At 69.7% G+C, this 16,275-nt stretch carries 15 protein-coding genes; 5 read left to right on the top strand and 10 right to left on the bottom strand.

Annotated features, from left to right (window positions below; all coding sequences use genetic code 11):
• Positions 1 to 81 precede the first annotated feature (81 nt).
• Positions 82 to 1,221 carry an FAD-dependent oxidoreductase gene (locus HA630_RS20765; RefSeq protein WP_166837405.1) on the bottom strand — a complete coding sequence of 380 codons (1,140 nt, stop codon included), beginning with the start codon at positions 1,219 to 1,221 and terminating at the stop codon, positions 82 to 84.
• 70 nt (positions 1,222 to 1,291) lie between these two features.
• On the opposite strand from HA630_RS20765, the gene thiD reads away from it, so the two are divergent.
• The gene (thiD, locus tag HA630_RS20760; protein WP_166837403.1) at positions 1,292 to 2,134 is read left to right on the top strand and encodes a bifunctional hydroxymethylpyrimidine kinase/phosphomethylpyrimidine kinase; all 843 of its coding nucleotides are present in this window, start codon (positions 1,292 to 1,294) and stop codon (positions 2,132 to 2,134) included.
• 5 nt (positions 2,135 to 2,139) lie between these two features.
• Here the strand turns inward: thiD and HA630_RS20755 are convergent, their stop codons facing one another.
• The 7 genes from HA630_RS20755 to HA630_RS20725 all read right to left on the bottom strand — a co-directional run bounded on the left by HA630_RS20755 (position 2,140) and on the right by HA630_RS20725 (position 9,139).
• Positions 2,140 to 3,195, bottom strand: a complete 1,056-nt coding sequence (locus HA630_RS20755; protein WP_166837401.1) for an NAD(P)/FAD-dependent oxidoreductase — start codon at positions 3,193 to 3,195, stop codon at positions 2,140 to 2,142.
• 20 nt (positions 3,196 to 3,215) lie between these two features.
• The gene (gene fdxA / locus HA630_RS20750; protein ID WP_166837399.1) at positions 3,216 to 3,545 is read right to left on the bottom strand and encodes a ferredoxin FdxA; all 330 of its coding nucleotides are present in this window, start codon (positions 3,543 to 3,545) and stop codon (positions 3,216 to 3,218) included.
• Between the two features lie 146 nt (positions 3,546 to 3,691).
• Complete coding sequence (locus tag HA630_RS20745; protein WP_166837397.1) at positions 3,692 to 4,993, bottom strand: sulfate adenylyltransferase subunit 1; 1,302 nt, start codon at positions 4,991 to 4,993, stop codon at positions 3,692 to 3,694.
• A 27-nt stretch (positions 4,994 to 5,020) separates the two neighbouring features.
• Positions 5,021 to 5,974, bottom strand: a complete 954-nt coding sequence (gene cysD, locus HA630_RS20740) for a sulfate adenylyltransferase subunit CysD (RefSeq protein WP_166837395.1) — start codon at positions 5,972 to 5,974, stop codon at positions 5,021 to 5,023.
• 90 nt (positions 5,975 to 6,064) lie between these two features.
• On the bottom strand, positions 6,065 to 6,862 hold the full coding sequence (locus HA630_RS20735; RefSeq protein WP_166837393.1) for a phosphoadenylyl-sulfate reductase: 798 nt from the start codon (positions 6,860 to 6,862) through the stop codon (positions 6,065 to 6,067).
• Positions 6,863 to 6,885: 23 nt separating this feature from the next.
• Positions 6,886 to 7,260 carry a DUF934 domain-containing protein gene (locus HA630_RS20730; protein ID WP_166837391.1) on the bottom strand — a complete coding sequence of 125 codons (375 nt, stop codon included), beginning with the start codon at positions 7,258 to 7,260 and terminating at the stop codon, positions 6,886 to 6,888.
• A 46-nt stretch (positions 7,261 to 7,306) separates the two neighbouring features.
• Positions 7,307 to 9,139: a nitrite/sulfite reductase gene (locus HA630_RS20725; RefSeq protein ID WP_166837389.1), complete on the bottom strand. Its 1,833-nt coding sequence runs from the start codon at positions 9,137 to 9,139 to the stop codon at positions 7,307 to 7,309.
• Between the two features lie 156 nt (positions 9,140 to 9,295).
• On the opposite strand from HA630_RS20725, the gene HA630_RS20720 reads away from it, so the two are divergent.
• Positions 9,296 to 11,176 carry an alpha/beta hydrolase gene (locus HA630_RS20720; RefSeq protein ID WP_166837387.1) on the top strand — a complete coding sequence of 627 codons (1,881 nt, stop codon included), beginning with the start codon at positions 9,296 to 9,298 and terminating at the stop codon, positions 11,174 to 11,176.
• Positions 11,177 to 11,185: 9 nt separating this feature from the next.
• On the opposite strand, the gene mnmC is transcribed toward HA630_RS20720, so the two are convergent.
• Together mnmC and HA630_RS20710 are read right to left on the bottom strand one after the other, a co-directional pair.
• Entirely contained in the window at positions 11,186 to 12,982 is a 1,797-nt protein-coding gene (mnmC, locus tag HA630_RS20715) for an FAD-dependent 5-carboxymethylaminomethyl-2-thiouridine(34) oxidoreductase MnmC (protein ID WP_166837385.1), read from the bottom strand.
• A gap of 8 nt (positions 12,983 to 12,990) precedes the next feature.
• Positions 12,991 to 13,263 carry an oxidative damage protection protein gene (locus HA630_RS20710; protein ID WP_166837383.1) on the bottom strand — a complete coding sequence of 91 codons (273 nt, stop codon included), beginning with the start codon at positions 13,261 to 13,263 and terminating at the stop codon, positions 12,991 to 12,993.
• Between the two features lie 294 nt (positions 13,264 to 13,557).
• On the opposite strand from HA630_RS20710, the gene HA630_RS20705 reads away from it, so the two are divergent.
• From HA630_RS20705 to HA630_RS20695, 3 genes are all read left to right on the top strand, one after another.
• Positions 13,558 to 14,334, top strand: coding sequence for a ferredoxin--NADP reductase (locus HA630_RS20705; RefSeq protein ID WP_166837381.1), 777 nt, complete (start codon positions 13,558 to 13,560; stop codon positions 14,332 to 14,334).
• An 85-nt stretch (positions 14,335 to 14,419) separates the two neighbouring features.
• Entirely contained in the window at positions 14,420 to 14,911 is a 492-nt protein-coding gene (locus HA630_RS20700) for a disulfide bond formation protein B (RefSeq protein ID WP_371809314.1), read from the top strand.
• 18 nt (positions 14,912 to 14,929) lie between these two features.
• On the top strand, positions 14,930 to 16,275 hold a 1,346-nt coding region (locus tag HA630_RS20695), incomplete at its 3' end, for a GntP family permease (protein WP_166837379.1).

Below are 16,275 nucleotides of genomic sequence, written 5' to 3'. Positions count from 1 at the left end.
CGGCCACGGCGTCGGCCAGGGTCGCGCCGTCGGGCAGCGGCTGGGGGCGTTGGTTGATCAGGACTTGCATGCCGGCGGGGTTCAGTGGGCCAGGGCGGCGGGGGCCGCCTGGTCGTCAAAATGCAGCCCGAGCCGCTGGGCCAGCGCCTGGGTGCCCTGCTGCAGGTGTTCCAGCACCGCGTCGTGGACGGCCGGGGCGATCAGGTAGCCGTGGCGGTACAGGCCGTTGACCTGCAACACCCGTGGCGCACAGGCGCGCACGGCGGGCAGGTTGTCGGGCAGGGTGGGGCGGCACTGGCTGTTGAGTTCCAGGATGCGCGCCTCGCCAAAGCCGGGGTGCACCGCGTAAGCCGCGCTCAACAGTTCCAGGGTGGAGCGCACACTGGCGGGGGAGAGGTCGTCGGTCTCGATCTCGGTGGCGCCGATGACGAACACGTGGTCGGGCTTGGGCGCGATGTAGATCGGGTAGCGCGGGTGCAACAGCCGGGTGGGGCGTTGCAGGGTCACGTCGGGGGCGTGCAGGCGCACCACCTCGCCGCGCACCCCGCGCAGGCCGCGGGGGCGGGGCCAGTCGCCGTGGGCGCCCAGGCCGCGGCAGTCCAGCACCCAACCGCCGTGGCGGCGCTGGTGGGCCTGGGCCTGTTCCAGCGTCCAGGCGCTGTGCCAGTCGGTGGGCACGCCCAGGGCGTCCAGCGTGGCGCTGAGGGCGGGCAGCAGTTGCCGGTTGTCCAACTGGCCTTCGCCTGGCAGGTACAGGCCGTTGTGAAAACGCTGGGCCAGCGCCGGCTCCAGGCCCGTCAGCCGCGGGCCGTCCAGCACCTCGGGCGTGGGCAGGCTGGGCAGCACCTGGGTGGTGGCGGCCAGTTGCTGGCGAAAGCGCACGGCCTCGCCCGCGTCTTGCCGGTGCCACAGAATGAGCGTGCCGGCCTGCTGGAAGTACACCGGCTGGGTCAGGTGGGCCAGCAGTTCGGGCCAGCGCGTCAGGGCGTACTGGCCCATGGCCACCACGCTGGGCTCGGTCACGGCCGATTCGGCCAGGGGCGCCAGCATGGCGGCGGCCACCCGGGCGGCGCCGCCGCTGCCGTGGGGGTCGCCGGCGTCCACCAGGCGCACCGGGTGGCCGGCCCGGGCCAGGCTGACGCCCAGCAAGCGGCCCATCAGGCCGGCGCCGAGGATCAGCACCGGCTCGCGTTCGAAAAGAGGGGAAGGTGTCTTGGTCATGCGAGGTTGAGCCCCGAAATTACATCACAAGCGGGGCCACTGGCCGGGGGCGCTGCAGGATAATCCGCCCATGAGCCCGCCCTTGCCCCACTACCCCCGCGTCTTGACCATTGCCGGCAGCGATTCTGGCGGTGGCGCCGGCATCCAGGCCGACCTGAAGACCTTCAGCGCCCTGGGCTGTTACGGCATGACGGCCATCACCGCCCTGACGGCGCAGAACACCCTCGGCGTGAGCGCCATTCATGGCGTGCCGCCGGCGTTTTTGCGCGCGCAGCTGGCGGCGGTGCTGGACGACATCGGGGTGGACGCGGTCAAGGTCGGCATGCTGCACGCGCCAGAGGTGGTGGAGGTGGTGGCCTGGGCCATCGACACCTACGGCCTGCGCCAAGTGGTGCTGGACCCGGTGATGGTGGCGACCAGTGGCGACGCCCTGATCGAGCGCGAGACGGTGGGGGTGCTGGTGGCGGAGCTGTTCCCGCGCGCCACGGTGGTGACCCCCAACCTGGACGAAGCCGGCCTGCTGCTGGGCCGCCCGGTGCACACCGAGGACGACCTCGACGCCGCCGGTGCCGACCTGCTGGCCCTGGGTGCGCGCGCCGTGCTGCTCAAGGGGGGCCACCTGGGCGGCGACCTGCTGACCGACGTGCTGGCCCTGGCCGACGAGCCGGCCACCTACTGGCAGCGGCTGGTGGGGCCGCGCATCGCCAGCCGCAACGTGCACGGCACCGGTTGCACCCTGTCGTCGGCGATTGCTGCGCAACTGGCGTTGGGCCACCCATTGGAGGAGGCGGTGCAGGCCGCACACGGTTACATCCGCGCGGCCATCGAGGCCGGTGCCGGGGTGCGCACCGGTCAAGGCCACGGCCCCCTGAACCACGGGTTTGCGCCCGTGCCCATGCACCGGCTGGGCTGAAGCCTTCAGCCCGGGACCGCACCGGCCACGCCCAGCAGTTCGTGCAGGCGCGGGCTGGTGGTGGTGTACTGCAGCAGCACCCGGCGCTCAGGGTGAACGATGGCCGCCGCCGCGAACGCCGCCAGCGTGGCTTCGTGGAAGCCGCACAGGATGAGCTTGCGTTTGCCCGGGTAGGTGTTGATGTCGCCCACCGCGAACACCCCGGTTTCGGCCGTGCTGAAGGTGTCGGTGGCCACCGGCAGCAGTTTGCGCTCCAGGGCCAATCCCCAATCGGCCAGGGGGCCCAACTTGGGCGACAGGCCCAGGCGCGGCAGCAGCGCGTCCAGGGGCAGGTGGTCGGTGGTGTCGGCGAGCGTGGCCACCTGCAGCGCCGCCAGCCGGCCGTCTTGGGTCAGCTCCAGCCCCACCGGCTGACCTGGCACCAGCCGCACCTGGCCAGTGGCCAGGGCGGTGCGCACGGCCGCGTCCAGCGCGGGGTCGGCCTTGAACTTGTCGGTGCGGTGCAGCAGCGTCAGGCTGGCGCAGGTGCCGGCCGACAGCAGATCCAGCAGCGTCTGCAGGGCCGCGTCTTCGCCGCCCATCACCACCACGTGCTGACCGGTCAGGGCGGCCGCGCCGGGCCCGTGGTAATGCACCTGGCGGCCTTCCAGGGCCTCCAGCCCCGGCAGCGGGGGTTTGCGCGGCACAAACGCGCCCACGCCCGCGGCGATGAACACGGTCTGGGTCACGAACGCCGTTCCGGCGCTGGTGCGCAACGCAAAGCGTCCGTCCGGCAGGCGGCCGAGGCTGAGCACCTGCTGGCCCAGGTGCAGGGGCTGGCGAAATGGGGCGATTTGTGCCAGCAACCGCTCGGTCAATTCCTGGCCGGTGCACACCGGCAGGCCCGGGATGTCGTAGATGGGCTTGTCCGGGTACAACTCGGCGCACTGGCCACCGGCGTGCGGCAGGGCGTCCACCAGATGGGTGTCCACCTCCTGCAGGCCCAACTGGAAGGCCTGGAACAGGCCGACCGGGCCGGCGCCCACAACGACGGCTTGGGTCTGGATGACCGGTGCGTCCATGCGCGGCGCGGTGGCGGGGGTCAGCGTTGCAACAGGGCCAGCTTGCCGGGCTGGTCCTTGTGCTGCTCGGCGTCGGGCAGCGGCGCCTTGCGCTTGGTGATGCTTTTCCAGTTCGGCAGCAGGGCCAGTTCGGCGTTGATCTTGATCATGTGCTGCTGGTCTTTGGGCACGTCTTCCTCGGCGTAGATGGCGCTCACCGGGCACTCGGGGATGCAGACGGCGCAGTCGATGCACTCGTCGGGGTCGATGGTGAGGAAGTTGGGGCCTTCGCGGAAGCAGTCCACCGGGCAAACGTCCACACAGTCGGTGTATTTGCAGGCGATGCAGGCTTCGGTAACAACGTGGGTCATGGTGGGGTGCTGCGGGGCGCAGCCTGTGTGTCAATGCAAAAGCCGACCGACTCGACAGGCGTTGCATGCAACGGTCCCTGCGGAGCGGCCGGTTGGGCTCGAAGCCCAGATTTTATGGGCAAGGCGCAGCGCGGCCTGGCGCGGCCTCAGTTCACCAGCACGGCGCCCGAGGTTTTGTGGCTGGCGGTGTCCACCAGAATCAACGCCCCCAGGGCGCGCGAGCGCTGGAAAGGCACGGCCGGCACCGCTTCCTGCAGCAGCAGTTCCACGTGGCCGATGGCGTTGGGGTCCAAATGGTCAGCCGCTTGTTCGGCCAGGGTGTGGATGTCGAGCTTGTGGACCACACGGCGCACCTTGGCCTTGACCCAGCGGTGGCCGTGCAGCGCCCAGTAGACGCGGCCGGCGACCAGGGGTTCGTCGTCCATCCAGGCGACGGTGGCCGACAGTTCCTTGCTGCCCGGGTAGGGACGGACGGTGGCCGGGGTGTCGAAATCGTCGTCCGCGACGGCGGCGGCCACCGGCGCGGCCAGAATCCAGTCGCCACGGGACACGTCCACTTCGCGGTCCAGCACCAGGCCGGCGCTGTGGCCGGCTGCGGTGGCCTGGGGCTGGCGGGTGGCGCTCAACACCTGGGCCACCACGGCTTTCTGGCCGCTGGGGAAAACCTGCACTTCGGTGCCGGGCGTGAAAGTACCGGCGGCGACGCGGCCCCAGAAAATGCGACGGCCCTGGTGCGTGACATTGCTGTCGTGCTGCTTTTCCACCCACTGCACCGGGAAGGCCACGGGGGCGGTGGTGTCTTGGGGGGTGTTGGGCAGCTTTTCCAGCAATTGCAGCAGGGTGGGGCCTTGGTAGCCGCACCAGCCGGGGTTGGTGAAGTCCACCACGTTCCAGCCTTTGAGCGCGGACACGGGCACGGTGGCCGTCACGGGAATGCCGGCCTCGGCGGCGAAGGCGTTCAAAGCCGCGCTGATGTGGCGGTAGGCCACGGTGGCGTCGTCCACCGCGTCGAGTTTGTTGACCGCGAACACGATGCTGGGCACGCGCAACAACTGGCACAGCAGCGAGTGGCGGCGGGTTTGCGGCAGCAGTTTCAGGGCCGGGTCGGCCCAGTCCAGCTTGGTGGCATCGACCAGCACCACGGCGGCGTCGGCGCTGGAGGCGGCCGTCACCATGTTGCGGGTGTACTGCTCGTGGCCGGGCGCATCGCCGATGATGAACTTGCGGTCTTCGGTGCTGAAGTAGCGGTAGGCCACGTCGATGGTGATGCCTTGCTCGCGCTCGGCGCTCAGGCCGTCGGTCAGCAGGGCCAGGTCGGTTTCGCCGCCGCGTTGCACGCCAGCCAGGTGGTCTTGCAGCACGGCTTTGCTGTCTACCAGCAGGCGGCCGATCAGCGTGCTTTTGCCGTCGTCCACCGAGCCGCAGGTGATGAATTTCAATGCGTCCATGTTCTTGCTTTCAGTCGGTCGGTGGGGTCAGAAATAGCCTTCGCGCTTGCGCTTTTCCATTGAGGCGTCGCTGGTCTTGTCGTCCATGCGGGTGGCGCCGCGCTCGCTCAGGTCGGCGGCCAGGGTTTCGATCACGATCTCGCCCGGGGTGGCGGCGGTGCTGGCCACGGGGCAGGTGCAGGTGATGTCGCCCACGGTGCGGAAGCGCACGTCGCGCACCACCACTTCTTCGCCGTCCTTCGGCGAGGTCAGTTCGGTCACCGGCACCAGCAGGCCCTTGCGTTCCACCACCTCACGTTGGTGGGTGTAGTACAGGCTGGGCAGGGCTATCTGTTCGCGCTCGATGTACTGCCACACGTCCATCTCGGTCCAGTTGCTGATGGGGAAGACGCGGAAGTGCTCGCCCGGTTGCAGGCGGGTGTTGAAGAGGGTCCACAGCTCGGGGCGCTGGGCCTTGGGCTGCCACTGGCCGAAGCTGTCGCGGTGGGAGAAGATGCGCTCCTTGGCGCGGGCCTTTTCCTCGTCGCGGCGGGCGCCGCCCATCAGCGCATCGAAGCGGAATTCCTCGATCGCTTCGAGCAGCGTGACGGACTGGTGCGCGTTGCGGCTTTCGCCGGGGTGGCTCAGGCGCACGGTGCCGCGCGCCATGGAGTCCTCCACGCTGCGCACGATCAGCTCGGCACCCAGTTCCTGGGCACGGAAGTCGCGAAAGTCGGTCACTTCAGGGAAGTTGTGACCGGTGTCGATCATCAGCAGCGGGTAGGGAATGCGGCCCACGCCAAAGGCCTTTTCGGCGCACTTGAGCATGACCAGCGAGTCCTTGCCGCCAGAGAACAGCAGTGCGGGGCGCTCGAAGGCGGCGGCCACCTCACGCAGGATGAAGATGGTTTCTTCTTCCAGGGCGTCGAGGTGTGCATTCGCGAGGTGGTGGCGCATGTTCTTGTCTTCGTTGAGCAGTTCGGGGTCGATGCGGGCGTTCATGTGATTCCTGTCTTGGCTGCGGTCCTTCGGACCTTCGCTGAAGCTTCGGGCGGGGTTTGTGCTTGGCGCAAACCGAGGCGCTTGCGCGCCTCAGGCCTGTGGCTTGACATGCAAGCCACATTCCTTTGCCGCCTCGCTTTCCCACCACCAGCGGCCAGCGCGGAAGTCCTCGCCCAGACTGATGGCGCGGGTGCAGGGAGCGCAGCCGATGCTGGGGAAGAACTGGTCGTGCAACGGGTTGTAGTCCACGCCGCGCGTGGCGATGTAGTGCCACACGTCGCCCCAGGTCCAGTCGGCCAGCGGGTTGAACTTGGTCAGGCCTTTGGAGGCCACTTCGGCCGTGTCGATCAGCGGCACCTCGGCGCGGGCGTTGGACTGTTCGCGGCGCAGGCCGGTGATCCAGGCCTTCTGGCCCTGCAGGGCGCGGCCCAGCGGCTCCATCTTGCGGATGCCGCAGCAGGCCTTGCGCAGGGCGATGCTGCGGTACATGGCGTCGGCACCTTCGCGGGAAACGAACTGCACCACCGCCTCTGGCTCCGGGCGATAGACCTTGACGGGCGCGCGGGACGTTTGCGCGGTGCGTTCCAGCAGGGCCAGGGTTTCGGGATGCAGCGCGCCGGTTTCCAGCACGAACACGGGAATGTCCAGCGCCAGCGCGTTGATCAGGTGGGTGATGACGACATCTTCCGCGCCCAGGCTGGAGGCCTGAGTCAAGGGTTGGAAGTCGGCCGCGGCGCGGCGCAGCAAGGCTTCGGTTTCGGCCAGCTTGGCGTCGAAGGTGGCAGACGGCTTGGCGTGCAGCTGGGTGGCCGGCAGCGCCTGGGGTGTGAAGGCAGAAGCCGCCGCCGGCTCGGAAGTGGCGGTCAGGGGGGCGGTGGTGTCGCTCATGGGGTTTCCTGAAACAGCGGTGCTCAGGCCACGCGGGCGAACAGCGGGCGCGGCTGCTGCAGGTCGCCCTGGTAGAAGCCGCTGAAGTGGCGCAGCAACGCTTCGCCGTGGGCCAGGTCCTGGTCGTCGCGCAGCACCGCTTCGCTGAAGCCGCAGCGCTGCATCTGCACCAGTTGGTCGATCAGCACGTCGCCGGTGGCGCGAATGTCACCGGTAAAGCCCAGGCGGCGGCGCAGCAGCACGGCCTGGCTGAAGGCGCGGCCATCGGCGAATTTGGGGAAGTGCAGGTCGATGCGCTGCACACCGGCGAGCGACAGGGCCCGCACGTCGGCGGCGTTGTCCACGGCCAGCACGCCTTCGGTGCTGGGGGTGGTTTGCGAGGGGGTCAACAATTTCATGGGCTTACCAAAGGGGGCGATGGGGCGGGGGCGGCAGGCACGGCGCTCAGGCGCCCACGGCCTCTTCGCGCACCGGGGTGCGGGCGGTGGTCACGCGCACCGCGTTGGCGGCGGCCTTGAACGGGTCGTGGCCCACGCGCTTGAGCGTGTCGATGAAGCGTTCGTGCTCCTGACGCAACTCGCGGTAGGTGTTGATCACGGCCTCCACCGCTTCGGTGATTTCGTTGGCCGCAAACGACGGCCCCACGACCTTGCCGGCCACGGGCGCGCCGCTCAGGACCGAACCGTCGGAGCCGGCCAGGGTGAGCTGGTACCACTCCTGGCCGTCTTTGTCCACGCCCAGAATGCCGATGTGCCCGCTGTGGTGGTGGCCGCAGCTGTTGATGCAGCCGCTGATGTGCAGGTCGATCTCGCCCAGGTCGTGCAGCTCGTCCAGGTCCTGGTAGCGCGCGGTGATGGCTTCGGCCACGGTGAGCGAGCGGGCGTTGGCCAGGTCGCAGAAGTCGCCGCCGGGGCAGGCGATCATGTCGGTCAGCAGGCGGATGTTGGGTCGCGCCAGGCCGAGTCGGCGAGCGTCGCGCCACAGGTCGGGCAGGGCGTCGCAGCGCACCCAGGGCAGCACCAGGTTCTGGTCGTGTGTCACGCGCACCTCGCCCGCGCTGTACTGGTCGGCCAGTTCGGCCACGGCGTCCAACTGGTCGGCCGTGGCGTCGCCGGGCGCCTGGCCCAGGCGCTTGAACGACAGCGTCACCGCGCGCAGGTCGGGGTTCTTGTGTGGTTGCACGTTCTGCTGAATCCAGCGGCTGAATTCCACGTCGTCCTCGGCCGCCGCGCGCAGGATGCGGGCGACTTTCTCGTCGGTGCAATGGGCCGAGGCACCGGCCGGCGGCGGGGTGAAGCAGCGGCTCACGCGCTCCAGCTCGGCGGCGGTGATGGTGTGCGGCGCGCCGTCCTGCTCCACGATGCGGCGGTACTCGGCCTCCACTTCGTCGATGTAGCGCTGGCCTTCGGCCTTCACCAGAATCTTGATGCGGGCCTTGTAGATGTTGTCGCGGCGGCCCCAGGCGTTGTAGACGCGCACCAGGGCTTCCAGGTAGTTGAGGATCTGGTCGCAGGGCAGAAAGGCGCGCATCACCGTGGCGATGGTGGGGGTGCGGCCCATGCCGCCACCGGCCAACACCTTGAAGCCGAGCTGGCCCGCTTCGTTGCGCACCATCTGCAGGCCCACGTCGTGCCAGTGGGTGGCGGCGCGGTCTTCGCGTGCGCCGGTGATGGCGATCTTGAACTTGCGCGGCAGGAAGGCGAACTCGGGGTGCAGGGTGCTCCACTGCCGCAGGATTTCGGCGAAGGGGCGCGGGTCGGCCACCTCGTCCACCGCAATGCCGGCCAGTTCGTCGGTGGTGATGTTGCGGATGCAGTTGCCGCTGGTCTGGATGCCGTGCATGTCCACGCTGGCCAGCAGGTCCATCACGTCGGCGGCCTGGTGCAGCGGAATCCAGTTGTATTGGACGTTCTGGCGGGTGGTGAAGTGGGCGTAGCCCGTGGGCAGGCGGCTGGCAATGGCCTTACCGTCGCGCAGATGGATGCTGCCCAGTTGGTTTTGTGCCGCCACGGCACCCTGGAACACCTCGTGGCTGGGCTGGTCGTGTTCGCGGGCAATGCGGGCCAGCACGCGCACCTGGCGGCTGGAGAGTTCGCCGTAGGGCACGGCCACGCGCAGCATGGGGGCGTGGCGCTGGATGTACCAGCCGTTCTGCAGGCGCAGCGGCTTGAACTCGTCGCCGCCCAGGGTACCGGCCTGGAAGCGTTCCAACTGGTCGCGGAACTGGGCGGCGCGCTGGCGCACGAACTGGCGGTCAAAGTCGGTGTATTGGTACATGGGCCGGGACTGTAGAGGGCAATCTAATAAACCCAAACTATTTATTTATTGTTTTCATATGCACCCGTGGAATATTTGCAAGGTGCGGTATGCCGGGCCTTCCCGACCGTTGCGGCTGGGCTTCGGGGTGACCGCAAAATCTGCTAAGTTGTCGGCATGACGCCCCTGATCGCCTACCAAGCCCGCCTCAGCCCTCGCCCCGACGCGCCCGCCGGGTCGGCCAACCGGCGCCAGCCCGCGCCGCCGGACCCGTCCCACGCCGACGCCCTGGACCGCCAGGCCTTCGCCCAGATGGCGCACTGGTCGTCGGGCATCTCGCCCATCTCGCTCGCGCTGGCCTGGACCGACTGGGCCTTGCACCTGGCCCATTCGCCGGGTTCGCAGGCGCGGTTGTGGCGCCGGGCGGTGGACCAGGGGCTGGACTGGGCCCGCGACACCACCCAGGCCGCCTGGGAGCAGGCCGGGGCCGGCATGGCGGCATCATGCGGCGCGGCCCCGTCCACCGCGCACCCCGCTCCCCTGGCGGACGATGTGCGCTTTGCCTCGCCCCTGTGGCAACAGTGGCCCTGGCGCGCGCTGGCCACGGCCAACAAGGCCTGGGAAGCCTGGTGGCAGGACGCCAGCGGCTTGCGCGGCATGCAGCCCCACAGCCGCGAGCAGATGCGTTTTTACGGCCGCCAGGTGCTGGACCTGTGCTCGCCGGGCAACTGCCTGTGGACCAACCCGCAGGCGCTGGACGCCGCCTGGCGTTCGGGCGGCCAGACCCTGGTGCAGGGCCTGGGCTTCGCCTGGCGCGACCTGCAGCCGCCCGCCACGCCGACCCCGACCGATGATGGCGAAGCCCTGGCCCCGGGGCGCGGGGTGGCCGTCACCCCAGGCGAGGTGGTGCTGCGCAACCACCTGGTCGAGCTGATCCAGTACCGGCCCACCACCCCGCGGGTGCACGCCGAGCCGGTGTTGATCATCCCGTCGTGCATCATGAAGTACTACATCCTGGACCTGTCGCCGGACAATTCCTTGGTGCGCTGGTTGGTGGGACAGGGGCACACGGTGTACATCGTGTCGTGGCGCAACCCAGACGCCGACGACGCCCTGCTCACCCTGGACGACTACGTGCAGGAAGGCGTGTTGGCGGCCCTGGCCCACGTGCACCAGGCCAGCCGCGCGCCGGTGCACCTGATGGGGTATTGCCTGGGCGGCACCTTCGCCGCCATCGCGGCCGCGGCCCTGGGCGGGGCCGACGCCGCGGGGCGGCACGACGCGTCGGCGGACGCAGCCGAGTCGCCGCCGCTGGCCAGCCTGAGCCTGCTGGCGGCCGAAACCGATTTTTCCGAACCCGGCGAAATGGGCATTCTGATCGACGAAGCCCAGGTGCGGCTGCTGGAGGACATGATGGCCGACAAGGGCTTCCTGACCGGGCGCCAGATGGCCGCGTCGTTTCAGTTTTTGCACGCGCGCGAGCTGGTGTGGTCCAGCCGTACCCGCCGCTGGCTGCTGGGCGAAGAAGAGGTGCCCAACGACCTGATGCGCTGGAACGCCGACGTGACCCGCCTGCCGGCGGTGATGCACAGCCAGTACCTGCGCACCTGCTTCCTCAACAACGACCTGGCCGAGGGCCGCTTCGTGTTCGCTGGCCAGCCGATCGCCTTGCGCGACATCCGCTGCCCGGTGTTCGCGGTGGGCACGGTCAAGGACCATGTGGCGCCGTGGCGCTCGGTCTACAAAATCCACCGGCTGGTGTCGGCCGAGGTCACCTTTGTGCTCACCAGCGGTGGGCACAACGCCGGCATCGTGTCCGAGCCCGGGCACCCGGGGCGCCACCACCAGCAATTGACCACCGCCACCGACATGCCCTGGCGCACGCCCGACGAGTGGCTGGCGGCCGCCCCGGTGCACGACGGCAGTTGGTGGCCGGCCTGGAGCGAATGGCTGGTCGCGCAAGGCAGCGGCCAGCGCGTGCCGGCACGCCACCCGCCGCCGCATGCCCGGCTGGGCCCGGCCCCGGGCCAGTACGTGATGGTGCGTTACGGCGACTGAACGGGCGCCTCAGCGCACCCGCTGGAAGCGTTCTGCCATCAGCGCCTGGGCCAGCTTGCGTTCCACCGGCCACGGTTCGCCGTGCAGACGCGCCGCCAGCACCTCGCCGCACAGCACCGACAGGGTCAGCCCCCGCGCGCCCAGCCCGGTGCACACGTGCAGACCGGGCAATGCCTGTGGGTCGATGGGTCCGACCGCGGGCAGGCGGTCGGGCAGGGTGCAACGCACACCGGCCCAGCCTTGCGCCTGGGCAAATGCGTCGGGCATGGCCTGCGCCAGGCTCGGCAGCAGGGTGGCCAGCCGCTGTCGGTTGGCGGCCTGGTCTTCGGCCTTGACGATGCTGGCGGTGGCGCCGCGATCGAAGGTCGAGCCCACCAGCCAGATGGGCTCCCCGCCGGGGCCCGGCATGCCATGCACCCAACTGCCGTGGCCGTTGACCGGTTGGGGCGGCAGGCGGTCGCGGGCGTCCACGGGCAGGTCGGCCAGCCGGCCCCAGGTGACTTGACCGCGCAGGGCGTGCACCGGCAACACCGGGGGGTTGGGCAGCCGCGCCAGCAGCCGGCCGGTGTCGTAGGCGCTGGCCAGCACCAGGCAAGGGGCTTCGGCCAGCGCGCGGCCTTGTGCGTCCAGGGCCTGCCAGTGGGGGCCTTGCCGCCGCAGTTCGGCCACTTCGCCACCGCCCTGCCAGGCGATGCCGGGGTGCGCCAACTGGGCCTGGACCAGGGCCGCTGGCCGAATCCAGCCGGCCCATGCGTGCCACAGGGCCGCGGCCTGCTCGGGCAGCTCGGCGGCCGCGCACTCGGCGGGGGTGGCGTCGCGGCTCCAGTGGGCGCCCCAGGGGGGCGGCCAGCGTTCCGGTGGCGGCAGGGCGCGTTTGCCTTCCACCCGGTGTTCCAGCACACCGCTCCGGGCCCAGTCCTGGCCCTCGTGCAACAGCGCCTGGGCACGGGCCAAGGTGCTGCGCACGCCTTGGCGGCTCAGCCGCGACAGGGCCGCGTTGTCTGGCGACACATGCGGGGCCACCAACCCGACCGGCAGGCCCGAGGCACCGCAGGCCGGCGTGTGGGCGCGGTCCAGCACCGTCACCTGCCAACCCCGTTGTGCCAGCGCGTGGGCCACGCCGGCCCCAGCCAGCCCGGCGCCCACGACGATGGCCTGTGTCGGAGGCGTCACTGAGGGCTGGCGCAGGTGGCGTTGCCCGGCCCAGCGCGGCCGGTGGACGTAGGTGGTGGTGTTGGGCGCTGCGGCGCGGGTGGCTTCGGGCTCAAAACCCTGGGCGAGCAAGGCCAGGGGCATGGCGTCGGGGGCCTCGTGCGTCCAGAGGCGGGCGCCCGGGAGGCACAGCCGGGCGAGCACCCGAGCCACTGGGCTGCAGTCTTCGGTGGACACGCTTTGCAGCCAGACGCCGTCCAGCGCGGTGTCCAAGCCCGCCAGGGCGTCCTTCAGCGGGCCCAGGTGCAGGGTGAGCTGGACGCGGTCCCCGTCCAACGCCAGGCGGTGCACGCCGGGCAGCAGGCCCCGCCATCGCTCGGCCAGTTGCTGCGCCAGTGGGCCCAAGTCCTCGGGCAGGCGGGCCACGGCCACGGGTGCTGGCGGCACGGCGCCTGGCAGCACGGCGGTGTAGCACCACCGCCCCGACCGGCTGGCCTGGCGGCGCCAGGCGTGCCAGGCCTTCAGAAAGCGCAGGCCATCGCCCCAGTCGGTGTCCAGCAGGTGGGTGTGTGCCGCCCCCGCTGCCGGCGCAGAAAAAACGCCCCAGTCCGGGCCGGACAGGGGCGTGGCCGTGGGGTGGGGCACCGCGACCATGGACGCCGTCAGGCGCTGGGCGGCACGAAACCGGCGGCCTGGTCGGCGCCTTCGCCAAAAAAGTGCTTTTCCATCTGCCGCGCCAGGTATTGGCGGGCCCGCGCGTCGGCCAGGTTCAGGCGGTTTTCATTGACCAGCATGGTCTGGTGCTTGAGCCAGTCGGCCCAGGCCTGCTTGCTCACGCTGGTGTAAATGCGCTTGCCCAGCTCACCGGGGTAGGGCGGGAAGTCCAGTCCTTCCGCTTCGGTGCCGAGCTTGATGCATTGAACCATACGGGCCATGGGGGTGTCCTTTTACTATTCGGGGGTTATGAGCAAATGAAATCTTATTGTTTCTGGTTTTCAGAAACGCCGGGCAGAATACCTGCCATACAGGCTGGCCAGCCACACGCGGAACTGTATCAAGCTTTCGGCACCCCGCCACACCGCGGGGTTGCGCCAGCTCAAGTTTCCAGGTTGGCGTGCCGGTAAACTGTTCGAATGCGGCGTTGCGCCGTGCTCCATTTTTCCCAACCCACTCTGCCCCGGCGGGTGCGTGTCAGGCCTGCGGCCCGGCGCGTGCCGCCCCCAGCCACCATGAGCGCATTCCTCGAAGAGCGTGTACTGACCGTGCACCACTGGACCGACCGCCTGTTCAGCTTCACCACCACCCGCGACCAGGCCCTGCGTTTTTCCAACGGTCACTTCACCATGATCGGGCTGCGCCAAGACAACGGCAAGCCGCTGCTGCGCGCTTACAGCATCGCCAGTGCCAACTACGAAGAGCACCTGGAGTTCCTCAGCATCAAGGTGCCCGACGGCCCGCTGACCAGCAAGCTCCAGCACATCCAGCCGGGCGATACCCTCATCGTCGGCCGCAAGCCCACCGGCACGCTGCTGATCGACTACCTGCTGCCGGCCAAAAACCTCTACCTGTTCGGTACCGGCACCGGGCTGGCGCCGTGGATGAGCATCATCCGCGACCCCGAGACTTACGAGAAATTCGAAAAGGTGGTGCTGGTGCACGGCGTGCGCCAGGTCAACGAACTGGCCTACCGCGACTACATCACCCAGGAACTGCCCCAGCACGAATTCCTGGGCGACATCGTGCGCGGCAAGCTGCTGTACTACCCCACCGTGACGCGCGAACCTTTCGAGCGCCAGGGCCGCATCCCCGACCTGGTCCGCAGCGGCCAGATGGCGCGCGAACTGGGTCTGCCCCCCCTGAACCCCGAGACCGACCGTGTCATGATCTGCGGCAGCCCCGCCATGCTCAAGGACCTCAAGGCCCTGTGCGAGGAACGCGGCTTCCACGAAGGCAACACCAGCACGCCGGGCGATTTTGTCATCGAACGCGCCTTTGCCGAGAGCTGAAAAGGAACCCCGGCGCGCGGCGGCGGTCACACCGCCCGTGCCCACCGACCCCAACACCGTGCCGATCGCCTTGTTGTCTACGCTGATGAACCGGCCCCGCGCCGTCTGGGCCGCCGTGGCCGCTGTCTGCGCCGCGATGCTGGCCTTTGGCCTGTACCTGCAGCACGCGGTGGGGCTGGACCCTTGCCCCATGTGCATCGTGCAGCGTTACGCGCTCATCGGTGTCGGGGGGCTGGCGGCGTGCCTGGCCGCGTTTGGCGGGGCCGCTGTGCAGCGCTGGGGTGGCGTGGCGGTGGTGCTGGTCGCCGGCTTCGGTGCCTTCACCGCAGCCCGCCAGAGCTTTCTGCAGTGGTTCCCGCCCGAGGTGTACAGCTGCGGCCGCGACCTGTACGGCATGATCGAAAGCTTTCCGCTGCGGCGCGCCATCCCCATGATCTTCCGCGGCACCGGCGACTGCACCCAGATCGACTGGACCTTCCTCGGCCTGTCGATCGCCAACTGGTCTTTCCTGGTGTTTGTTGGCCTGGCACTGCTGGCCTGTACCCTGGTGCTGCGCGGCGCACGCCGCCCGGCCTGAGGCCTACAGGGCGCGCGGATGCTGGGCATCGCCGGAATCCTGTTGTCGCTGGGCCTGCTCATGGCCCTGGCCTACCGGGGCCTCAGCGTGCTGTTGCTGGCGCCGCTGGCCGCCACCGTGGCCGTGCTGTTTGCCGACGCACCGCTGCTGGCCAGCTACACCCAGGTGTTCATGAAGGCCCTGGGTGGTTTTGTGGTGCTGTATTTCCCGCTGTTCCTGTTGGGGGCGGTGTTCGGCAAGTTGATGGAGGCCACCGGCGCCGCCCAGGCCTTGGCCGCAGCCATTGCGGCGCGCCTGGGCCGTTCCCAGGCGGTGCTGGCGGTGGTGGCTGCCTGCGCCCTGCTCACCTACGGCGGGGTGTCGTTGTTCGTGGTGGCGTTTGCGGTGTACCCCATCGCGTCCGAACTGTTTCGCGCGGCGGCGGTGCCGCAGCGGCTCATGCCGGCGGCCATTGCCCTGGGGGCCTTCACCTTCACCATGACGGCCCTGCCAGGCACGCCGGCCATCCAGAACGCGATCCCCATGCCGTACTTTGGCACCACCCCGTTTGCGGCCCCGGGCCTGGGGGTGCTGGGGGCGCTGGTGATGCTGGCCCTGGGCGGCTGGTGGCTGCGTTGGCGCGTGTCGCGGGCCCAGGCGGCGGGGGAGGGTTACCACAGCCCGGCGTCTGACGCGGCCGCCCCGGCGCCGGCCCGCTTCAAACCTGCGCACCGCGAACAGGCCCATGGCGAAGGCTACGACCTAGCCGAGTTGTCGGCCAGCCCCCAAGCCACGGCGCATTACGGCGTGGCCCTGGCCCCGATTGTGCTGGTGGTGGCTTTGAATTACGCCTTGTCGGCCTGGTGGCTGCCGCGGCTCGACGTGGCCTACCTGGCCGAGCCCCTGTACGGCGCGACCCGGCTGGAGGCGGTGCGCGGCGTCTGGTCCATCATCGTCGCGCTGCTGGCCGCCAACGGCCTGTTGCTGGCGCTGGGCTGGCGCCACCTGGGCGCTGTCAGCGACACCCTCAACGCCGGTGCCACCGCCGCGGTAGCGCCCATTTTCAACACCGCTTCGCAGGTCGGCTACGGCGCGGTCATCGCCTCGCTGGCGGGTTTTGTGCTGATCCGCGACGCGGTGCTCGGCCTGGCGCCCGGCAACCCGCTGGTTTCATTGTCCATCGCGGTCAACGCACTGGCCGGCATCACCGGGTCGGCCTCGGGCGGCATGAGCATCGCCCTGCAGACCCTGGGCAGCACCTACCTCGGGCTGGCGCAGGCCGCCGGCATCTCGCCCGAACTGCTGCACCGGGTCACCGCCATCGCCACCGGCGGGTTGGACGCCCTGCCGCACAACGGCGCCGTCATCACCCTGCTCACCATCTG

Source organism: Aquabacterium sp. A08 (genome assembly GCF_011742065.1).
This window is presented reverse-complemented; position numbering and strand designations above follow the sequence as displayed.

Coding starts and splice junctions, on each gene's coding strand:
- HA630_RS20720 (WP_166837387.1), top strand. CDS start 9,296: ATGACGCCCCTGATCGCCTACCAAGCCCGCCTCAGCCCTCGCCCCGAC.
- HA630_RS20735 (WP_166837393.1), bottom strand. CDS start 6,862: ATGAGCGACACCACCGCCCCCCTGACCGCCACTTCCGAGCCGGCGGCG.
- HA630_RS20765 (WP_166837405.1), bottom strand. CDS start 1,221: ATGACCAAGACACCTTCCCCTCTTTTCGAACGCGAGCCGGTGCTGATC.
- HA630_RS20730 (WP_166837391.1), bottom strand. CDS start 7,260: ATGAAATTGTTGACCCCCTCGCAAACCACCCCCAGCACCGAAGGCGTG.
- thiD (WP_166837403.1), top strand. CDS start 1,292: ATGAGCCCGCCCTTGCCCCACTACCCCCGCGTCTTGACCATTGCCGGC.
- HA630_RS20755 (WP_166837401.1), bottom strand. CDS start 3,195: ATGGACGCACCGGTCATCCAGACCCAAGCCGTCGTTGTGGGCGCCGGC.
- mnmC (WP_166837385.1), bottom strand. CDS start 12,982: ATGGTCGCGGTGCCCCACCCCACGGCCACGCCCCTGTCCGGCCCGGAC.
- HA630_RS20745 (WP_166837397.1), bottom strand. CDS start 4,993: ATGGACGCATTGAAATTCATCACCTGCGGCTCGGTGGACGACGGCAAA.
- HA630_RS20705 (WP_166837381.1), top strand. CDS start 13,558: ATGAGCGCATTCCTCGAAGAGCGTGTACTGACCGTGCACCACTGGACC.
- HA630_RS20700 (WP_371809314.1), top strand. CDS start 14,420: ATGAACCGGCCCCGCGCCGTCTGGGCCGCCGTGGCCGCTGTCTGCGCC.
- HA630_RS20725 (WP_166837389.1), bottom strand. CDS start 9,139: ATGTACCAATACACCGACTTTGACCGCCAGTTCGTGCGCCAGCGCGCC.
- fdxA (WP_166837399.1), bottom strand. CDS start 3,545: ATGACCCACGTTGTTACCGAAGCCTGCATCGCCTGCAAATACACCGAC.
- cysD (WP_166837395.1), bottom strand. CDS start 5,974: ATGAACGCCCGCATCGACCCCGAACTGCTCAACGAAGACAAGAACATG.
- HA630_RS20710 (WP_166837383.1), bottom strand. CDS start 13,263: ATGGCCCGTATGGTTCAATGCATCAAGCTCGGCACCGAAGCGGAAGGA.